We start from the raw sequence: 17,349 nt of genomic DNA, 5'->3' as shown, positions 1-17,349 counted from the left end.
GGCTGGATCCCGCATCGTATTCATGCCGGTGGGGCTCAACCGGCCGGTTTCTGGGCCATCACATGGATGTAGCGCCCCAGGGAAACAAAGGGCTCCTGGCGGCAATATTGCTGCTCCATGGCCAGCAGGTCCTCGAACTTCTCGACCTGATCCTGCTTGTGGCGCATGTAGTCGTGGATGACACGCACCCCGGTCTTGCCGATGATCCGCAATCCCCCCCGGCCTATCCAGTCATAGACCTGCTCCGGCAACTGGGGATTGGTGGGTGTCAGGGCTGTCTGGCGTTTCTTGCGAAGGCCCAGGCGCACATAGTCAAAATTGCCCACCACCAGGCTCTGGAACAGGAGGCCGTGACGATTGTAAAAAAGCAGCGACAGTATGCCCCCAGCCTTGACGAAAGGGAACAGACCCAGCAAGGTCTGGCGCGGCTCGGCGAGCCACTCCAGTACCGCGTGACAGAGCACCAGATCGAAGGTGCCGGTCACGTGTTGCTTGAGCTCCTGAATGGGGCAATGGATGAGACGAATTCTGTCTTCCAAGCCCTTCTGGGCGATCTGCTCCCGGGCCAGATCCAGCATTTCTGCCGACAAATCGCACAGCTCCACCTGATGGCCCATGGCCGCCAGTTTCTGGGCGAAGTAGCCAAAGCCGCCGCCGGCATCCAGGATGCGCAGCGGCCGGTTGCCCAGGCGCGCCAGGCAGGCTTCGATGTCACTCCAGACAATGGTGGTGCGAATGCGCCCCTTGGTGGAGTCGTAAATGTTGCGAGCGAACTTGTCCGCGCGCCCGTCAAAACTCTGATCTTGCTTCAAGACACACTCATCTTCGACCGCCCCGCCATGAGGGCCGCAGGAGGAACCACACAGGATTGGGCCACAGGAAAAAAGAGGGGTATTCTGTCACATCCCGAATTTGCTGAAAACTCAAGGACGTGTCTGTCGTGTTCGAGCTCAACTTCTTTGTCATCAAGAAATGGCTGGGCCATCTGTTGATGCCGCTCCCCTTCTCTCTCTCCTTGTTGGTGCTGGCGCTCGTGCTGCTCTGGTTCACCCGCTTTCAAAAAAGCGGCAGGCTGCTGGCGACCCTCTCCTTGGTGATCATCGCCCTGATGGGGACGCGGCCGGTGAGCTACGAGCTGGCCCGCAGCCTGGAGCAGACCTATCCCCCCTTCGAGGTGAGCCAGCATCCTGACATCCAGGCCATCGTCGTGCTGGGCAACGGTCATGTGAGCGATCCGGCCATCCCAGAGCGCGCCTGGCAAAACAACATCTCCCTGGCGCGCACCCTGGAAGGGGTTCGCCTGGCTCTGGCCTATCCAGAGGCCGAGCTGGTTTTCTCCGGCGCAGTGGCCGGGGATCCCCTGTCGAACGCCGAGGTCAACGCCCGCATGGCGGCCAGCCTTGGCATCCCGCGTGCGCGCATGACGTTGTTTGAAAACAACAAAGACACCCATGACGAGGCGGTCAGCATCGCCGCCCACCTCAACGGCAAGCGGGTGGCGCTGGTGAGTTCGGCCACCCACCTGCCCCGGGCCATGGCTCTCTATCGCAGTCAGGGACTCGATGCGGTGCCGGCTCCCACCGATTACACCGCCAAGCAGAGTCAGGAGCTGCAACCCCTCTACAGCTACCTCCCCAAGGGGCGTTATCTGATGTATTCCGAGGCTGCCATTCACGAGTGGATTGGGGTATGGTGGGCCCGTTTGCGTGGGCAGGTCACCGAGTGAGCAATCGCGCCTTGCATTCCTGATTTGGATCAGGAAAGCGAAAAAAAATTACGTCATTTGCCGCCGGGTCAGCTATCTTGGGCTCGGTTCAATTCATATAATGTTGCGCAATCAAATGCCTAGGAGATATAGAAGATGAGACAGCACCTGGTAATGGGTAACTGGAAACTGAACGGCACCAAGGCTTCTGTAGAAGCCCTGATCAAAGGACTGACCCCGGCCGCTGCCGCTCATCCTTCCGTGCAAGTGGCCGTCTGCCCGCCGGTTATCTTTTTGGGTCTGGTTGAACAGCTGACCGCTGGCAGCAAGATCGCCTACGGTGCCCAGAACGCCGACGTTCACGAGTCCGGCGCCTTCACCGGCGAAAACGCCCCCTCCATGCTCAAAGCCTTCGGCTGCACCTACTCCCTGGTCGGTCACAGCGAGCGTCGTACCCTGCACGCAGAGACCGACGACGTGGTGGCTGCCAAGTACGAAGCCATCCAGAAGGGCGGCCTGATCCCCGTGCTGTGCATCGGTGAAACCCTGGCCCAGTTCGAAGCCGGTACCACCAACCAGGTGGTCGAGACCCAGCTCAAGGCCGTGATCGATCGCTGCGGCATCGCCTCCTTCGAGAACGCCGTCATCGCTTACGAGCCGGTATGGGCCATCGGCACCGGCAAGACCGCCACCCCGGAGATCGCACAATCCGTGCATGCTCACATCCGTCAATACCTGGCCGGTTTTGATGCAGCCGTGGCTGCCAAGGTACAGATCCTGTACGGCGGCTCCGTGACTGGCGCCACCGCTGCCGACCTGTTCGGCCAGCCGGACATCGACGGTGGCCTGGTGGGTGGCGCGTCCCTGAAAGTGGACGACTTCTCCCAGATCATCGCTGGCGCCGCCAAGTAAGCGCCAAGCAAAGAGGGGCCCCGCCCCTCTTTGCATATCGCTTTCCTATGGACCCTCTCGCCATAGGAAAGCCGATATAGTAAAAGCGGCCAGCCGTATTTTTCAGAATCTTGATTTTCGACAACTCAGATCCAGAGGCACTCATGACCAAACAAATCAAACGTATTGGTGTTTTGACCAGTGGTGGTGACGCACCGGGTATGAACGCAGCCATCCGCGCCGTGGTGCGCGCCGGTCTGCATCATGGCCTGGAAGTTTACGGCATCTATGATGGCTACCTCGGTCTGCACCAGGACCGTATCGTCAAGCTCGAGCGTCACAGCGTTTCCGACGTTGTGAACCGTGGCGGTACATTCCTCGGCTCCGCCCGTTTCCCCGCCTTCAAGGATCCGAAAGTCCGTGCCGAAGCGGTCGAAAACCTGAAGAAACACGGCATCGATGCCCTGGTGGTCATCGGCGGTGACGGCTCCTACATGGGTGCCAAGAAGCTGACCGAAGAGGGCTTCCCCTGCATCGGCCTGCCGGGCACCATCGACAACGACATCGCCGGTACCGACTTCACCATCGGCTTTGACACCGCCCTGAACGTGGTCGTGGACGCCATTGACCGCCTGCGCGACACCTGCAGCTCCCACCACCGCATCTCCGTGGTCGAGATCATGGGCCGCCACTGCGGCGATCTGGCCATGTCTGCCGCTGTTGCCGGTGGTGCCGAGTACGTGATCGTGCCGGAAGTGGCCTTCGACAAGGAGAAGCTGCTGCAACAGATCAAGGAAGGGGAAGCCAAGGGCAAGAAGCACGCCATCATCACCATCTGCGAGCACGTCACCGACGTCAACGCCCTGGCAAAAGACATCGAGGCCATGACCGGCCGCGAAACCCGCGCCACCATCCTGGGTCACATCCAGCGTGGCGGTTCTCCCACTGCCCGTGACCGTATCATGTCCAGCCGCATGGGTGCCTTCGCCGTCGAGCAACTGCTGGCGGGCCAGGGTGGCCGCTGCGTCGGCATTCAGGGCAACGAGATGGTGCACCACGACATCATCGACTGCATCGAGAACCTGAAGCGCCCGTTCAACCAGGAGCTGTACGATCTCTCCACCACCCTGTTCTAAAGGCTGTGGTCTGACAAAAAACCCTCCTCTGGAGGGTTTTTTTATGCGGGCTCCTCACCCCCTCCTCCCTCTGCGGGGGCCCGGCTATCCACTGGCCACTGTCGCCATGTCTTACCCCTTGCCCGGCGGCCCTGAGCCTCTGACCCCACGACCTTCTCCTTTACTTCTTTCCCCCGCTTTTCTGCTTGCTCACCTTGTTCGCGACGGGTCTGGATAAAGGTCTTGGTGCCGCAGAGCCACGGCCCTGCGCCAGGCCTCACCTGCCCTTCATCCCATCACACTGGCGCCATATAGCCACCCGGGTGGGCCGACGATCTCTCCCGCTTCCCCTGCGCGCGGGCCCGGTGGCTCGCCCCCCAAGAAAACAGCGAAAAACGGGGCTTCCGGCCACCCAAGGCCCCATGAAGGTCAAACCCCCATTTTCCCGCCTTACCCCTTCCCTTCCATGCTCCTTTGACGGCCCTTTTGTCGTTTTTCCGTACTCTTTTTGCACCCAGCCTGTTTGGGATGAGCAGAAAATTGAGGCTTCATCGGATAACCCTGGCTGGCAACAGCCTTGCAGACTGAGGTTAGGGCACAAGTCGTGAGAAAACATGACATGGGATGACAAAACCTGGCTAGCAGCCACCAACCTCCCTATGGCGACATCAATCTGCGCATCCCGCAGGCCATTTTGCTGCTGAAAAATGGAGATCACCACAAAAACTCCAATCGGAACCACCAAAGAGAGCGTCATAAAAATAACATAACTCAATGTATTTAAAGGCTTTATATGCATCCACTTTCACTGGCATCACCATAAAACCCTTCACAGGACAAAAAACGCCCTTAAACTTGAAAAAATGCAGCCGCATTCCACCACCAAACCATTTCTGCCTCATAATTACATTTTTCGTTGTTTTATCGTTCTGTTGTGGTATCTTGGTTCCATCATGAGCCAACCAAGGGAGATAAAATCATGAAAGAGTTCGTAGTTACCGCCGTTTTCACCGTGTTTTTCACTCTGGTTGCCGTCTCCATGCCGTCGCTGGCACAGCTCTAAGTAGGCCAATCAGCCATCTGCCACCTCTGCCCCAGAGGGGCGGTTCAAAAAACAGACTGCAACATGGGTTTTTGACGCGCCCTGGCAAAGGATGATGCCAAGCCATCATTGAGCGCTATCTGCGCACACAAAACGACCTCGTCGACATCCATGCCATCTTTCAAGGGGAGCCCGGGCTCCCCTTGTCGCATCTCCCCCTGCGGGATTTACTCTTGTCCCCCTGCCCGTCACAATGGCCGCTGGATTTGCTACGCAGGAACCACCATGACTCAGGATGCCTTGCGCCACTGGCGCCGCGACCTTCATCGTCACCCCGAAGCCGCCTGGTGTGAATTTCGCACCACCACCCTCATAGCCCAACACCTCACTGAACTCGGTTTCTCCATCATGCTGGGGGATCAACTGCTCGCCAGCACCCTCATCATGGGACGGGAAATAGACGTCGAGGCCCAGAAGGCCCGTGCCCTGTACCAGGGGGCGCATCCGGAGTGGCTGACGCGGATCGACGCACTCACCGGCGTGATGGGACTCTGGGAGAGCGGGCGCCCCGGCCCCACCCTGGCGTTTCGCTTCGATATCGATGCGGTGGAGGTCGAAGAGAGCCAGGAGGTGTCACACCTGCCCGGCCAGGGAGGCTGGCACTCCGCCAACCCGGGCTGGATGCACGCCTGTGCCCACGATGGTCACACCGCCATCGGGCTGGTGCTGGCCGAGCGGATCGCGGCCCTCGCCGATCGCCTCACTGGCCGCATCAAGCTCTTCTTCCAGCCGGCTGAAGAGGGCTGCCGAGGCGGCAAGGCGCTGGCGGCAGGGGGGCAGCTCGACGACGTGGACGCTCTGCTGGCACTGCACATCGGCATTCACGCGAGCAGCGGTGAGCTGGTGGTCAACCCCACCGAGTTTCTCTGTTCAACCAAATTCGACGTGGAGTTCATGGGGCAAGCCGCCCATGCGGGGCTCGAGCCCAACGCAGGCCACAATGCCCTGGCGGCGGCCTGCATGGCCACCACCGCCATGCTCGGCATTCCCCGCCATCGGGATGGCATGACCCGCATCAACGTGGGGCAGCTCAACGGCGGCAGTGGACGCAACGTCATCCCGGGCCATGCCCGCCTGATGGGGGAGACCCGTGGCGCGACGCCGGCCCTCAACGACTACATGTTCAATCAGGTGCAGCAGATTGTGGAGGGGGCGGCCCTGATGCAGGGCGCGACCTACCACATCCGCAAACAGGGGGAAGCGATCGGCATCGAGAACAGCCCAGCCCTCATCGAGGAAATCGTGCCTCTCGCACAGGGGAATTCCCTTGATACCATCCACACCCGCCGCTTCGGGGCCAGCGAGGATGCCGGTTTCCTCATCGAGCGGGTACAGCAGCACGGCGGCGAAGCCGCCTATCTCATCCTGGGAGCCAACCTCGCGGCCCCCCACCATCATCCGGAGTTCGACTTCGACGAAGCCGTGCTGGCCCCCGGAGTGGCCTTGCTGGAGGCCTGGCTGCTCGCCCGCCTCGGCCGCTAGCAGACGCCGGATGCAAACAAGGCAGCCCATGGGCTGCCTTGTTTTTTTACATCCTTGCGGGCATAGGGGACCTACTCTCCCAGCACGATCGCGCAGAGATGGGCGAAGTGGTGGATCTCGTGGGTCGCCTCGCACGGGCCTGTCTCCCGTCCCGGGTTGTACCAGCAGGTGGCAAGCCCCTGGGCGGCGGCACCGGCGATGTCGGTCTTGGGATTGTCCCCCACCATCAACACCCGCGCCGGGCTCGGCTGACCCATCTGCGCCAAGGCATGCTGGAAGATGGCCGCCGCCGGCTTGGTCACCTGCACCTCGTCAGAGATAACGAGAGGCTCAAACCAGCTGTTCCAGCCCAGTTTGTCGAGGCGCCCGCGCTGGGGCAGGCTGAAGCCGTTGGTGATGATCCCCATTCTGACCTTGCTCTTCAGGGCCTGCAGGGTCTCCTCCACCCCCTCCAGCGGCACGCTCAGGGCGATGATCTGCTGCAGGAAGGTCTCGTTCATCGCCATGGGCGCCACGTTGACCTGCTCGGCAAAGAGCGAAAAACGGGTCTGCTGCAGGTGGGTGGCGTCAATCTCCCCTGAGTTGTACTGCTGCCAGAGCCGCTGGTTGAGGGCATGGTACTCCGCCATCTTGGGGGGAGTCGGCGCCACGCCGTAGATCTGCAGGGTCCGCTCCAGCGCCCTGGCGACCGGAAAATCGAGCAGGGTTTCGTCCAGATCGAACAGCACCCAGTCATAGCTTGCTTGTTTCACGCTTGTCCTTATTGATTGTGCTTGGCCACGTTGTCATGCGTCGGGCGCCCCCATCCCCAGAGGGCTGTCGAGCAGGGTCAGGGTCAACCTGACACCAAAGCCGGTTACCTCGCTGCCCACCACGCCATTGCCCCCCTTGTTGCGAAAACCACTCAGGTCGAGGTGCAACCAGGGAAGCTCGGCGGGCACGAAGCGCGTGAGAAAACGGGCGGCATCGATGTGATCCGGGGAGGCGCCCGGCGCGCACTGTAACAGATCGGCCCACTCGCTATCGAGGTTGTCATCGTAATCCTCGTCCAGGGGGAAGGGCCAGACTCGCTCCCCGCTCTGCTGGCCCAGCGCTATCAGAGTGGTGAGCCACTCGGGGCGGTTGGAGAAGGCACCGCTGTAACGGCTGCCGAGCGCCCGTTTGCAGGCGCCAGTCAGGGTGGCGTAGTCGATCAGCAAGTCGGGGTTGTCCCCGGCCGCCAGGGTCAGGGCATCCGCCAGTACCATGCGACCCTCGGCATCGGTGTCCACCACTTCGATGGTGGTGCCGTTGAGGGCGGTCACCACCTCACCGGGCCGGAAGGCCTGCGGGCCGATGTGGTTCTCGGCGATGGCGAGCCAGCAGTGCACCTCAACGGGGAGTTTCGCCCGGCTGATGGCCAGCAGCGTGCCAAGGGCCACCGCGCTGCCCCCCATGTCCAGGTGCATGCCATACATGCTGCCACCGACTTTCAGGTTGTAGCCACCGGAGTCGTGACAGATCCCCTTGCCCACCAGCGCGAGGCGGCGCACCGGGTTGGCCGGGCAGTAGCTGAGCCTGACGATGGCGGCCTGACCGTTTGCCGAGCCCCTGGCCACCGCCAGGAAGGCGCCGGCGCCCAGGGTGGCGAGGGCCGCCTCGTCAAACTCCTGCCACTGCCACCCCTCCTGCTGCGCCAGTTGCTGCACAAAAGCCCGGTAGCCTTGGGCGTCAAGCTCGGAGGCGGGCAGCACTGCCAGGTGGCGAGCCAGACCGTTGCCTTCGGCTTCTGCGCTCAGGCGGGCCATGTCCAGCTCGCAAGGGGGGGAAAGTTGCAACTGCTGATAACCCGGTCTTGTCGCCTCACTCCGTTTCTGGGTCGGCAGGGTCACATCGGCGGCGAGCAGGCAGGCGAGCACCACCCTTGCCAGTTGCGCGCGATGCTCATCGTCAAAGCCCTCCAGATGGAGCGCCAGGTGCGTCGCCTTGAGGCCCGCCAGCGAGCCCACCCAGCTGCGCACCTGCTTGTAGAGCCGATGATCCAGGACCGGGCGGGCATCCATGAAGATCACCCGTTGCAGCCCCTGACTGTCGTCAAGGGAATAGGGGGCCTTCTGACCCAGGGCTATCTGGGTTGCCACGGCGGCAAAGGGAGGCGTCGCCAGCAGGGTATCGCGCGCTGAGTCGGCAATGAGCAGGAGTTTGACGGCAGCCGACCCTGCCATTACTTCGGCGAGGGAGGTGTTCTGCATCGTGATTTGGGGAGAAGAATAGCTAAAAGGGGTCATCACAGGGTGCGGCCTCATCCATGAACAGAAAGCAGGATGATACCGAACAAATGGCGAGAGGGATCGGAAAAACACACATTATTGTGTGCAAGCAACAGATGCTGGAGGTAATCAGAGAGGTAATGCAGAAGAAAATCAGTCAGAAGTTGGTTGCGGGGGCCGGATTTGAACCGACGACCTTCGGGTTATGAGCCCGACGAGCTACCGAGCTGCTCCACCCCGCGTCCGAATTGTATTGCCACCACAAAAAGCAGAGCAGTTGCTTCTTGCTGTCTTCGTCTCCACCGCTGCGCTATGCGCTTGCCATGGATACAAATAGTTGGTTGCGGGGGCCGGATTTGAACCGACGACCTTCGGGTTATGAGCCCGACGAGCTACCGAGCTGCTCCACCCCGCGTCCGAATTGTATTGCCACCACAAAAAGCAGAGCAGTTGCTTCTTGCTGTCTTCGTCTCCACCGCTGCGCTATGCGCTTGCCATGGATACAAATAGTTGGTTGCGGGGGCCGGATTTGAACCGACGACCTTCGGGTTATGAGCCCGACGAGCTACCGAGCTGCTCCACCCCGCGTCCGAGGTCGCCCATAATAGGCGCCAACGCTGAGATTGCAAGTAAATATCCTAAAAAAAGTTTATTCGGGGATTAAACCGTCACATACTGCGCTCTTTTGCAACAAATCGCAGTTTTTTCAGGCAGCTAGCGATCTCTTCCCCCTCAGGCCCCTCCCCGCCTTTACCCTCTTTCCCATAAAAAAGCCCGCACGACAAGGTGCGGGCGGGAGAATGCGCCGGGATCAGGCCAGCTGGTGCAACACGCTGGTCGCCGCAATCTGGGCGATGATGAGGCCGCACAGGGTCACGGAGACCACCACGGGGGCCGTCTCCTGCTGACGGTAGATGGGGCTGAACCAGAGCAACAGGGCTGCGACCAGCAGGCCAGCCTGGGTCACTACCCCGGGGATCAGCGGGTCGAGCCCGGCGCTGCTCCCCTGCCAACCCACCAGCACCGCCAGCCAGATAAGACTCAGGATGGCGGAGACGAGCCCCGCCAGGGGCAGCAGCAGATTGAAGGCTTGCAGGCGGTGGCGGGCACGCAGCAGCATCAGGTGGGCAAAGGCCGACCCCAGCAGTACCATCTGCAGCAGGCCGCCGAGCCAGCCCTGGATCTGCATCAGACCCAGCCCGTAGAGGGCGAGCGGCATGGCGGGCAACCACAGCAGGGTGGCGGGGATGGCGCGCTTGCCCTCCAGGCGAGACTGGACCAGGGAGAGCACGATACCGAGCACCAGGGCGGCCCCCCCACTCCAGATGAGCCAGCCCGCAACCTTGGCCTCCACCGCCAGCATCAGAGAGAGCCCGGTGATCACCCAGACCGAGAAGAGCTGGGTAGTGATCCGCGAGCGCTGGCCCGGGCAGAGATCCCCGCGCCACAGGACGAGCCCCACAGCGATCAGGGCCCCCAGGGCCATCAGACCGGTCAGGGGAAAGAGCCAAAAAGGAAGTTGGACGAACATAGGGTCTCCGGCAGCAGTCCGGGTGCGGGTGCACCCATCACAGGGTAAGGAAGGACAAGAGGCAGGGAGTATATCCAAACTCCCTCCGTCTTCCCAACGTCGCCGGTCAGCTTTGTCCCCGGGCAAGGGCAACCACCCGGGCAAACATCTGCTTGAGCACAGGGGGAATGTGCTCGCTGCCGAGGCGCTCCGCCTCCTCCACCACCGCCAGGGCCATGCCTGGCTTGCTGCGATGGTGGATCGCCTTGGCGATGATGCGCCCGGCGTTGAGGGTGGAGCGCCCCCCGACCCCCGCCTCACGCCGGAACACCCCCTCGAACCCGTTCTGGTAGAGGTAGTGCTCTATGTCTGCCGCCGGCAACTGGGTCAGCCGATCCCGCTCGCGCTCCCCCTTGAGCAGGGAGCGAGCGGAACTCGCATACTTGGCACCCGCCTCGTCACCGTCGGTGAGCAGGTGCCACTCTATGCCAAAGTCCCGGGCCACCTTGATGAGAGGAGCCTGGCCGCACTGGGCGAACTCGATGATGCGCACCCCCTCCGCCCGCAGGCTGTAGCCGCAGATCTGGGCCAGCTCCGAGAGCAGCCAGATCTCGGTCTCCCCTTCCACCAGCAACCAGCAGCGGGCAAACATCGACATGGGCCTGTTGATGCGCACATGGAAGGCAATCTTGCGCAGATCGTCGCTGCTGTAGCGCTCCCCTCCCAACTGATGGCAGAGGATGTCCTGCTGGCGGCGCACCAGACGGCGCACCTGATTGAGGGGCAAGGAGGAGAGCAGGTCCCCCGAGTTGGTGGTGAGCAGCTTCTGGCCGGGCAACTGCTCCAGCAGACCCCAGGCCAGGGCCAGCATGGTGGGATGCAGGCGACTCTCGGGGTCTTCCAGCATCAGTATGGGTCTGGCCCCCTCCTCCAGCTCCCGGTTGCCCCGGGCGTGGAGCAGCATGGCCGCCATGCCCGCCATGGCCAGCTGCAGCGCCCGGTTGTCCGCATTGCGCAGCAGCACCTGCAGGTTGCCGGGATTGCGCAGGGTCATGGGGCGATTGACGATATCCCGCTGGCTGCGAGGCTTGTGCTTGATGGGCGCCAGGGCGCTGAAGTAGTGCTCCATCAACTGCTGCACCGCCTGCAGCGCCTCCTTGAGTTCTGGCTCGCCGATGCGCTGGGGCTCATCGGTGAGCTTGCCGGCCAGCTCGTCCAGCCGCTGCTCGCACAGATCCCCCCAGGGCAGCCGCTCGATACCATCCCTGGCGGTACGGGCATCCCGCAGCCTGAACACCGGATTCATGGTGATGAGCAGACGCACCAGCGCCTCGTTGTTGTCGATGGTCAGGCTCTTGCCGATGCCGTCGAGAAAGTCGTGGGTGGTGAGCACGCTGCCATCGTCCTGCAACTCGGCACTGGCACGATAATGCACCCGGTGGAACTTGTCCTTGTGCGGGATCCAGGCCGCCCCGAGGCGGGCCAGACGGCGGGAGTGCTGGCACATCTGGGGACGATACTCGCTGAAGGTGAGCACCAGTTGCAGCGTGCGCGAGGGTTCGAGCTCGGGATCTTCCGGCCGATGAAAATCATCCTGACCAAATTGATAGGGCTCGGCATCCCCCAGCAGGCACCAGAGGGCCCGCAGCAGGCTGGATTTGCCCCAGGCGTTTTCGCCGATGAGCACAGTGGTGTTGTCCAGCCCGAGGGAGAGGCGATTTATTCCGCGAAAACCTTTGACTTCAATGCGTTCCAGAAACATGCGGCCATATCCAGTCCATCCTGATGGCGCAATAGTGGCAAAGTTGCCGGAAAAATCCTATCGGGTTACGGCGTTTTCAGCGGGAACTGTGAGGAACGAGCGGTTCGGGCGGCGTCGGCTGGGTGGCGCGATAGAGGGGGGCATTCCAGTGGTTGAACCAGAGATGGCGAGTACGGGTCTGACGTTTGCGATGATTCAATGGGCATTCCTTTCAATGGACAAGAGACAGAGGGTACACCTCTTTTGCCCAGAGTCTCAGGGTTATCTGTGACAGGAGAATGACAACTGGGCTCGCCACTGGCCCGGGCTCAGGCCGAACGCCTCCCGAAAGCGGTTGCCAAAATGGGCCTGGGAGGAGAAGCCGCACTGGGCGGCGATGCTGGCCAGGGGCTCGCTTCCCGCCAGCAACTGCTTGGCCCGCTTGAGCCGCAGCCCGAGCAGGTAGCGGTGGGGCGGACAGCCCAGGCTCTGCCCGAACATCCGGGCGAAGTGGTATTCGCTCAGACCCGCCTCCCGGGCGAGCTCTCCCAGAGTGACCGGCTCGGCCAGGTGAGCCTGCAGATACTCCTGCACCCGGCGCACCACGGCCGGGGCCAGGCCGCCGCGCACTTCCGGCAGCGCCGGGGCCTCGCGGGTGTGATGGCGATAGGCGTGCAGCATCAGCATCCAGGCACCGTGGGAGAGCGCCATGCGATCGATGCCGTGCTGCCAGTCCAGCTTCATCAATTGCCCCTGCACCAGGGCCACCGCCTGGGGATCGTCGATGAAGGTCTTGTCTTCCAGTTGCAGATGACGCCCCTCCTTGTCACACGCCTGCTCGGCGATGCGGGTGAAGTGGGCGGGGGTGAAGTAGAGGTGGAAGAAGCGAAACTCCTCGCGCACCAACCACTCGGACCTGTGGTGATCCGGCATGATGCACACCTTGCCGGCACCACCATGGCCACCGGGGCCGTCCAGCCGCTCGGTCTGCTCGCCCCCCTGCAGGTAGACGCTGATGGTGTGGTTGCCCGGCTTGTGGTAGCGGGTCTGATCGTAGCGGTTGCACCAGCTCGCCACCCCGAGCCCGGGCTCCAGCCAGCAGGAGTCCTCCAGTCTGGCACCGGTGCTCACCAGGGCATCAAAGACCCCCGCCTGTCTTGTCTGCTGCATGGCATGCTGCACGCTTGCGTCCCTCTCCCGCCCCTTTCCTGTCGCCATCTTATCGCGCCTCATGGTCAAAGGCTGCGCCTCCGTTGAAAAAACCGCAAGATGGTGCAAGCCGGCACCCCGCCTCCCGGTTCATGCTGATCACATCATCTTCTCTTGATGGGATCACACCATGAATCTGATGCTCTATGTTTCCACCGTCCTCATCTGGGGCAGCACCTGGATTGCCATCGCCTGGCAGCTCGGCCCCATCCCCATCGAGGTCTCGGTGCTCTATCGTTTCGCCCTGGCGGCCCTGGCCCTGTTCACCCTGCTCACGGTGAGCGGCAAGTTTCCGCGCCTGCCCTGGGCGGGCCAGCGTTATGCAGCCCTGCTCGGCGCGTTGCTCTTTTCCACCAACTTCCTCTGTTTCTACCACGCCACCCTCTATATCCCGAGCGGTCTGTCGGCGGTGATTTTCGCCAGCGCCAGCATCTTCAACGGCCTCAATCTCTGGCTGTTCGAGGGTAAACGACCGGGCCTGCGCTGGCTGCAAGGATCGTTGCTGGGGCTGCTTGGCACCCTGCTGCTCTTCTGGCCGGTGCTGGCGGATGCGCAACTGGGTGCAAACGGCTGGAAGGGCTTGCTCTTTGCCTGCGCCGGCACTCTCTGCTTCTCCCTGGGCAACCTGGTCTCCGCCCGGGGACAGCGCCAGGGCTATCACGTATTGCAGATGGTACCCTGGGGCATGGTCTACGGCGTGGCGCTGCTGCTGGGCTGGGTCACGGTACTCGGTCAGTCACTCACCCTGCCCACCGACCCGCGCTACCTCGCCGCCATGGTCTATCTGGCCATCTTCGGCTCCGTCATCGCCTTCACCGCCTACCTCACCCTGGTGGGGCGCATCGGTGCCAGCAAGGCGGCCTACGCCACCGTGCTCTTCCCCCTGGTGGCCCTCACCCTCTCCACCTTCTATGAAGGCTTTGTCTGGCAGACGGTCTCCATCGTCGGCGTGGTGGTGAGTCTCATTGGCAACCTGGTGATCTTCGCGCCCCCCGTCAAGGCGTGGCGCTGGCCGCTATCAAGGGCCGCAAACGGTACTTGCCCCTGATGCCACCAGCCCCTAAGGTAACCGCGTCCAACACACGAGGAGGGAGGACGCATGTTACTGGAAGGGCTGGAGACACTCTGCCTGCTGGCAAGCGAGGGCACCATGGCCAAGGTTGCAAGCCGCCTCTATATCAGTCAGTCGGCGGTCAGCAAGCGCATCGCCCAGCTGGAGCAGCGCCTTGGCAAGAAGCTCATCGAGCCGGATGGCCGTCATATCCGCCTCACTCCCCAGGCCCGTGAACTGCTCGCCCGGGTAGCCCCGAGCCTCGCCGAAATGAAGGGGGTGCTGGCGGACAGCCAGATCCTCACGGATCAGACCCCTCTGTCCATCGCCTGCTCCGAAACCCTGTTGGCGGGCTACCTCGCCCGCTTCATGCACGCCTACCTTGAACGGGATCCCCACATTGCCCTCTCTACCCACCACACCCCGGTCATTCTGGCCCGGGTGCGCGGCGGGGATGCCCTGCTCGGGATCTGCGCCGGTCGCCTGCCGCCGGGCCATGGGCTGTGTGCCGAACGGCTGCTGGAGGAGCCCTTCTATCTGGTGGGGGACGCTCTGGATGAGGCGGCGCAGCCTGATCACCAGAGCGCCTTGCAAGAAACTGTGACCAGCAAGCAACTGACTGAAGGCGACGTGAGTAAGGGGATGCAGGGCAAGGTGCGCAATATCCTGACCATGGATCTGGAGAACCCCTCCAACCGCTATCTGCGCGAGCCCCTGGCCGCCCTCGGGCTTATCCCCGCCATGGAGCTCGATTCCTACCTGGCACTGATCGAGCTGGCCAAGGCAGGCATTGGCCCCGTGCTCCTGCCCGCCGGCCTGCTGGCGCTGGTGGGTGAGCAGGGGACACAGGCACGCCCCCTGCCGGGACTGGGCCGCCCGCTCCACCTGGTCTATCGGCCAAACAGCCTCAAGCGCGATCGCATTGCCCGCCTGGTGCAGGCGCTGCAAGCCCATTTCCGGCAACTTTCGGCACTGGGCTGAAACGCAAGAGGGCCCGATCTGCGATCGGGCCCTCGTCATGGCGGGTACCGGCTCAGCCCAACCAGGCAAAGAGCTCGGGGTACTGGCTCCACACCAGCTTGGCGGACATCACCAGGGAGACGGTCACCAGCAGCGGCTTGATGAGCTTCACCCCTTTCTTGAGCACCAGCTTGGAGCCCATGCGCGCCCCGATGAACTGCCCCAGCGCCATGCACAGCCCCACGCTCCACACCACCTTGCCCCCCAGGGTGAAGAAGAGCAGAGAAGCGATGTTGGAGGTGAAGTTGAGCAGCTTGGTGTGGGCGGTGGCCCGCGCCATGCCGAAGCCCGCCAGGGCCACGAAACCGATGGCAAAAAACGACCCCGTGCCCGGCCCGAAGAAGCCGTCATAAAAGCCCACGCCCCCTCCCACCAGCAGGGCGAACGCCATGGGGGTGAGGCGGCGCTGGCTCTCCGCATCGCTCACCCTGGGGGAGAAGTAGAAGTAGCAGGCAAACGCCATCAGCAGGAAGGGGAGCAGCCGCTCCAGGATGGCGGCATCGATGGTCTGCACCGCCAGGGTGCCGATGGCCGCCCCGATGAAGGTGCAGATGACAGCCGGCCAGATGATGGCCCACTCAAGGAGCCCCTTGCGGGCATAAAACCAGGTGGCGGAGAAAGAACCGAAACTGCTCTGCAACTTGTTGGTGCCAAGCACCAGGGCCGGCGGCATGCCGGTGGCCAGCAGGGCCGGCACCGTCAAGAGCCCTCCGCCCCCGGCGATGGCATCGATAAAGCCGGCGATGAGGGCCACCCCGAACAGGGCGACCAGGGTGAGCAGTTCCAGTTCCATCCATAGACCTCGTGTGATTGGCGGCGCCCGGCATGGCCTGGAGCCTGAAGGAGTCAACAGGTCGCTATCCTAGCGAGGGCGGGCTCATGAAGCCAACGAAACAATGGCAGCCAACTAATTCCTTATTTTCATTAATCAGCGTGCGAGAGGGCCTGTGCTTTGATAGCCGCCACCCACTGCAACAGGGGCGCTTCATCCTCGCCGGGTGCACGGCTTACCCGGCCAGCCATCTAGCGGCTGCTGATGAGGATTAATCCAGAGCGCGGCTCTGGCCCTTGATGGCCTCCACCCCCTGCAACAGGGGCGCTTCATCAGCACCGGGCGCACAGCTTACCCGGCCAGCCATGTAGCGGCTGCTGATGAGGATTAATCCAGAGCGCGGCTCTGGCCCTTGATGGCCTCCAGCCCCTCCAGCAGGGGCGCTTCATCCTCACCGGGCGCACGGCTTACCCGGCCAGCCATGTAGCGGCTGCTGATGAGGATTAATCCAGAGCGCGGCTCTGGCCCTTGATGGCCTCCAGCCCCTCCAGCAGGGGCCCTTCATCAGCACCGGGTGCACGGCTAACCCGGCCAGCCATGTAGCGGCTGCTGAAGAGATTGAACCAGAGCTGCAGCGCCTGTCCCGCCCGCAGCTCCCCGGCCACTTCCAGCACGCAGGCGGCCACCTCGGCGGTGCACAGGTGCTCGTCGCTGTGGGCGACGCGCATGCCGTAGGTAGAGAGCGCATCCGGCTTGATGGCGAGCACCGGGAAGCCGTCCAGATAGGGACTCTTGTTGAACATCTTGCGCGCCTCGGGCCAGGTGCCGTCCAGCAGGATGAACAGCGGCTTCTTGCCGGGGGCCAGTACCACCTCGCCGGTCAGGCGGTCGGGCGCTTTCTCGCAGGCGGGAAAGACCAAGTAGGGCTGCCAGGCGGGATCCGCCAGCAGGGCCAGCAGCTCGGGATGGGGTTCGGTACGCGACCAGAGAAAGGCCCAGGTGGAGTCCGGCAGCACGTCGGCGATGAGGCGCCCGGTGTTGGAGGGCTTCATGGGCTCGCTGTCATACATCATGAGGCAGAAACCGGCCTCGGCCTTGAGCGCCGGGCGCCAGTCGCAGGCACACCAGTCGTGGCGCAGCTGGCAGGCATCACAGCGTGGCACGCTGCCGCCACGGGCAAGAAAGGGTCGGGTCGAGACGCTCTTCCGCCAGATGCGCAGGCGGTTGACGGCGTGATCGGGGATGGGCTTCATGGAACGCGGCTCTGACGGTGCCTGTGGCGGGACAAAAGGGGGCTGATTGTAACGGCGCGCCCTCCTGGCGGCAAGGCTTGCCGGGCGGCGCCCTGCCCCCTTCCCTCCCCGCGCTCTGCCCGCTTCCCCCCATGAAAAAAGGTTCTTCGCGGGATCCTGGGAAAGTGGAAGTTGACAGACAGGGTGCTGGTAAACTGGCTGTCTCCAAACACACCACCACCATCACCCTGCTGTCGCCGTGCATCATAT

16 protein-coding genes, 3 tRNA genes and 1 pseudogene are annotated in these 17,349 nt (G+C 62.8%); 6 read left to right on the top strand and 14 right to left on the bottom strand.

Translation table 11 applies throughout. The annotated features are described in order from the left end of the window. Positions 1-35 precede the first annotated feature (35 nt). Positions 36-812, bottom strand: a complete 777-nt coding sequence (cmoM, locus tag PG883_RS05745; RefSeq protein WP_010674849.1) for a tRNA uridine 5-oxyacetic acid(34) methyltransferase CmoM — start codon at positions 810-812, stop codon at positions 36-38. A gap of 128 nt (positions 813-940) precedes the next feature. Between cmoM and elyC the strand changes: the two genes are divergently transcribed. The 3 genes from elyC (at position 941) to pfkA (ending at position 3,732) form a co-directional block, all read left to right on the top strand. Further along, positions 941-1,726 carry an envelope biogenesis factor ElyC gene (gene elyC / locus PG883_RS05740; RefSeq protein ID WP_010674850.1) on the top strand — a complete coding sequence of 262 codons (786 nt, stop codon included), beginning with the start codon at positions 941-943 and terminating at the stop codon, positions 1,724-1,726. 135 nt (positions 1,727-1,861) lie between these two features. After that, positions 1,862-2,617, top strand: a complete 756-nt coding sequence (gene tpiA, locus PG883_RS05735) for a triose-phosphate isomerase (RefSeq protein WP_029314576.1) — start codon at positions 1,862-1,864, stop codon at positions 2,615-2,617. A 143-nt stretch (positions 2,618-2,760) separates the two neighbouring features. After that, positions 2,761-3,732 (top strand): 6-phosphofructokinase, encoded by a 972-nt coding sequence (gene pfkA / locus PG883_RS05730; RefSeq protein ID WP_010674852.1) that lies wholly within the window; start codon positions 2,761-2,763, stop codon positions 3,730-3,732. Positions 3,733-4,379: 647 nt separating this feature from the next. Here pfkA and PG883_RS05725 read toward each other — a convergent pair. Then, positions 4,380-4,613: a hypothetical protein gene (locus tag PG883_RS05725; protein ID WP_270807027.1), complete on the bottom strand. Its 234-nt coding sequence runs from the start codon at positions 4,611-4,613 to the stop codon at positions 4,380-4,382. A 425-nt stretch (positions 4,614-5,038) separates the two neighbouring features. Between PG883_RS05725 and PG883_RS05720 the strand changes: the two genes are divergently transcribed. Continuing rightward, on the top strand, positions 5,039-6,295 hold the full coding sequence (locus PG883_RS05720) for an amidohydrolase (protein WP_010674854.1): 1,257 nt from the start codon (positions 5,039-5,041) through the stop codon (positions 6,293-6,295). Positions 6,296-6,366: 71 nt separating this feature from the next. Here PG883_RS05720 and yjjG read toward each other — a convergent pair whose 3' ends face one another. From yjjG to PG883_RS05675, 9 genes are all read right to left on the bottom strand, one after another. Continuing rightward, a complete protein-coding gene (yjjG, locus tag PG883_RS05715) occupies positions 6,367-7,047 on the bottom strand; it encodes a pyrimidine 5'-nucleotidase (protein WP_010674855.1) in 681 nt (226 codons plus the stop codon). A gap of 33 nt (positions 7,048-7,080) precedes the next feature. After that, on the bottom strand, positions 7,081-8,565 hold the full coding sequence (locus PG883_RS05710; RefSeq protein ID WP_029314577.1) for a M17 family metallopeptidase: 1,485 nt from the start codon (positions 8,563-8,565) through the stop codon (positions 7,081-7,083). Between the two features lie 144 nt (positions 8,566-8,709). Then, positions 8,710-8,786: transfer RNA gene (locus PG883_RS05705), tRNA-Met, on the bottom strand. 96 nt (positions 8,787-8,882) lie between these two features. Further along, positions 8,883-8,959: transfer RNA gene (locus tag PG883_RS05700), tRNA-Met, on the bottom strand. A 96-nt stretch (positions 8,960-9,055) separates the two neighbouring features. Continuing rightward, positions 9,056-9,132, bottom strand: a tRNA-Met gene (locus tag PG883_RS05695). Between the two features lie 223 nt (positions 9,133-9,355). Beyond that, positions 9,356-10,075, bottom strand: coding sequence for a hypothetical protein (locus tag PG883_RS05690; RefSeq protein WP_010674858.1), 720 nt, complete (start codon positions 10,073-10,075; stop codon positions 9,356-9,358). A gap of 106 nt (positions 10,076-10,181) precedes the next feature. After that, positions 10,182-11,816, bottom strand: a complete 1,635-nt coding sequence (locus PG883_RS05685; RefSeq protein WP_010674859.1) for an ATP-dependent endonuclease — start codon at positions 11,814-11,816, stop codon at positions 10,182-10,184. 76 nt (positions 11,817-11,892) lie between these two features. Then, complete coding sequence (locus tag PG883_RS05680; protein WP_256094327.1) at positions 11,893-12,015, bottom strand: hypothetical protein; 123 nt, start codon at positions 12,013-12,015, stop codon at positions 11,893-11,895. 62 nt (positions 12,016-12,077) lie between these two features. After that, entirely contained in the window at positions 12,078-12,965 is an 888-nt protein-coding gene (locus PG883_RS05675) for a helix-turn-helix domain-containing protein (protein WP_029314580.1), read from the bottom strand. A 169-nt stretch (positions 12,966-13,134) separates the two neighbouring features. Here PG883_RS05675 and PG883_RS05670 point away from each other — a divergent pair, with 169 nt between their 5' ends. Then, entirely contained in the window at positions 13,135-14,052 is a 918-nt protein-coding gene (locus PG883_RS05670) for a DMT family transporter (RefSeq protein WP_010674861.1), read from the top strand. Between the two features lie 51 nt (positions 14,053-14,103). Next, a complete protein-coding gene (locus PG883_RS05665; RefSeq protein WP_010674862.1) occupies positions 14,104-15,036 on the top strand; it encodes a LysR family transcriptional regulator in 933 nt (310 codons plus the stop codon). Between the two features lie 52 nt (positions 15,037-15,088). Here the strand turns inward: PG883_RS05665 and PG883_RS05660 are convergent, their stop codons facing one another. The 3 genes and pseudogenes from PG883_RS05660 to PG883_RS05650 all read right to left on the bottom strand — a co-directional run bounded on the left by PG883_RS05660 (position 15,089) and on the right by PG883_RS05650 (position 17,100). Then, complete coding sequence (locus PG883_RS05660; RefSeq protein WP_010674863.1) at positions 15,089-15,868, bottom strand: TSUP family transporter; 780 nt, start codon at positions 15,866-15,868, stop codon at positions 15,089-15,091. Positions 15,869-16,234: 366 nt separating this feature from the next. Beyond that, positions 16,235-16,348 (bottom strand): annotated as a pseudogene (locus PG883_RS05655) (DTW domain-containing protein); the annotation flags it as partial. A 2-nt stretch (positions 16,349-16,350) separates the two neighbouring features. Next, positions 16,351-17,100 (bottom strand): tRNA-uridine aminocarboxypropyltransferase, encoded by a 750-nt coding sequence (locus tag PG883_RS05650; RefSeq protein WP_010674865.1) that lies wholly within the window; start codon positions 17,098-17,100, stop codon positions 16,351-16,353. Positions 17,101-17,349: the final 249 nt, after the last annotated feature.

This window comes from Aeromonas sp. QDB25 (genome assembly GCF_027707725.1).
Taxonomy (GTDB): Bacteria; Pseudomonadota; Gammaproteobacteria; order Enterobacterales; family Aeromonadaceae; genus Aeromonas; species Aeromonas caviae.
Note: the sequence above shows the minus strand (reverse complement) of the source record. Positions and strands in the feature narration are given on the sequence as shown.

What these genes read in the sequence shown, in the direction of transcription:
- tpiA (WP_029314576.1), top strand. Translation starts at nt 1,862, where the DNA reads ATGAGACAGCACCTGGTAATGGGTAACTGGAAACTGAACGGCACCAAG.
- PG883_RS05685 (WP_010674859.1), bottom strand. Translation starts at nt 11,816, where the DNA reads ATGTTTCTGGAACGCATTGAAGTCAAAGGTTTTCGCGGAATAAATCGC.
- PG883_RS05660 (WP_010674863.1), bottom strand. Translation starts at nt 15,868, where the DNA reads ATGGAACTGGAACTGCTCACCCTGGTCGCCCTGTTCGGGGTGGCCCTC.
- PG883_RS05650 (WP_010674865.1), bottom strand. Translation starts at nt 17,100, where the DNA reads ATGAAGCCCATCCCCGATCACGCCGTCAACCGCCTGCGCATCTGGCGG.
- PG883_RS05670 (WP_010674861.1), top strand. Translation starts at nt 13,135, where the DNA reads ATGAATCTGATGCTCTATGTTTCCACCGTCCTCATCTGGGGCAGCACC.
- PG883_RS05690 (WP_010674858.1), bottom strand. Translation starts at nt 10,075, where the DNA reads ATGTTCGTCCAACTTCCTTTTTGGCTCTTTCCCCTGACCGGTCTGATG.
- PG883_RS05720 (WP_010674854.1), top strand. Translation starts at nt 5,039, where the DNA reads ATGACTCAGGATGCCTTGCGCCACTGGCGCCGCGACCTTCATCGTCAC.
- PG883_RS05675 (WP_029314580.1), bottom strand. Translation starts at nt 12,965, where the DNA reads ATGCAGCAGACAAGACAGGCGGGGGTCTTTGATGCCCTGGTGAGCACC.
- pfkA (WP_010674852.1), top strand. Translation starts at nt 2,761, where the DNA reads ATGACCAAACAAATCAAACGTATTGGTGTTTTGACCAGTGGTGGTGAC.
- PG883_RS05725 (WP_270807027.1), bottom strand. Translation starts at nt 4,613, where the DNA reads ATGAGGCAGAAATGGTTTGGTGGTGGAATGCGGCTGCATTTTTTCAAG.
- PG883_RS05665 (WP_010674862.1), top strand. Translation starts at nt 14,104, where the DNA reads ATGTTACTGGAAGGGCTGGAGACACTCTGCCTGCTGGCAAGCGAGGGC.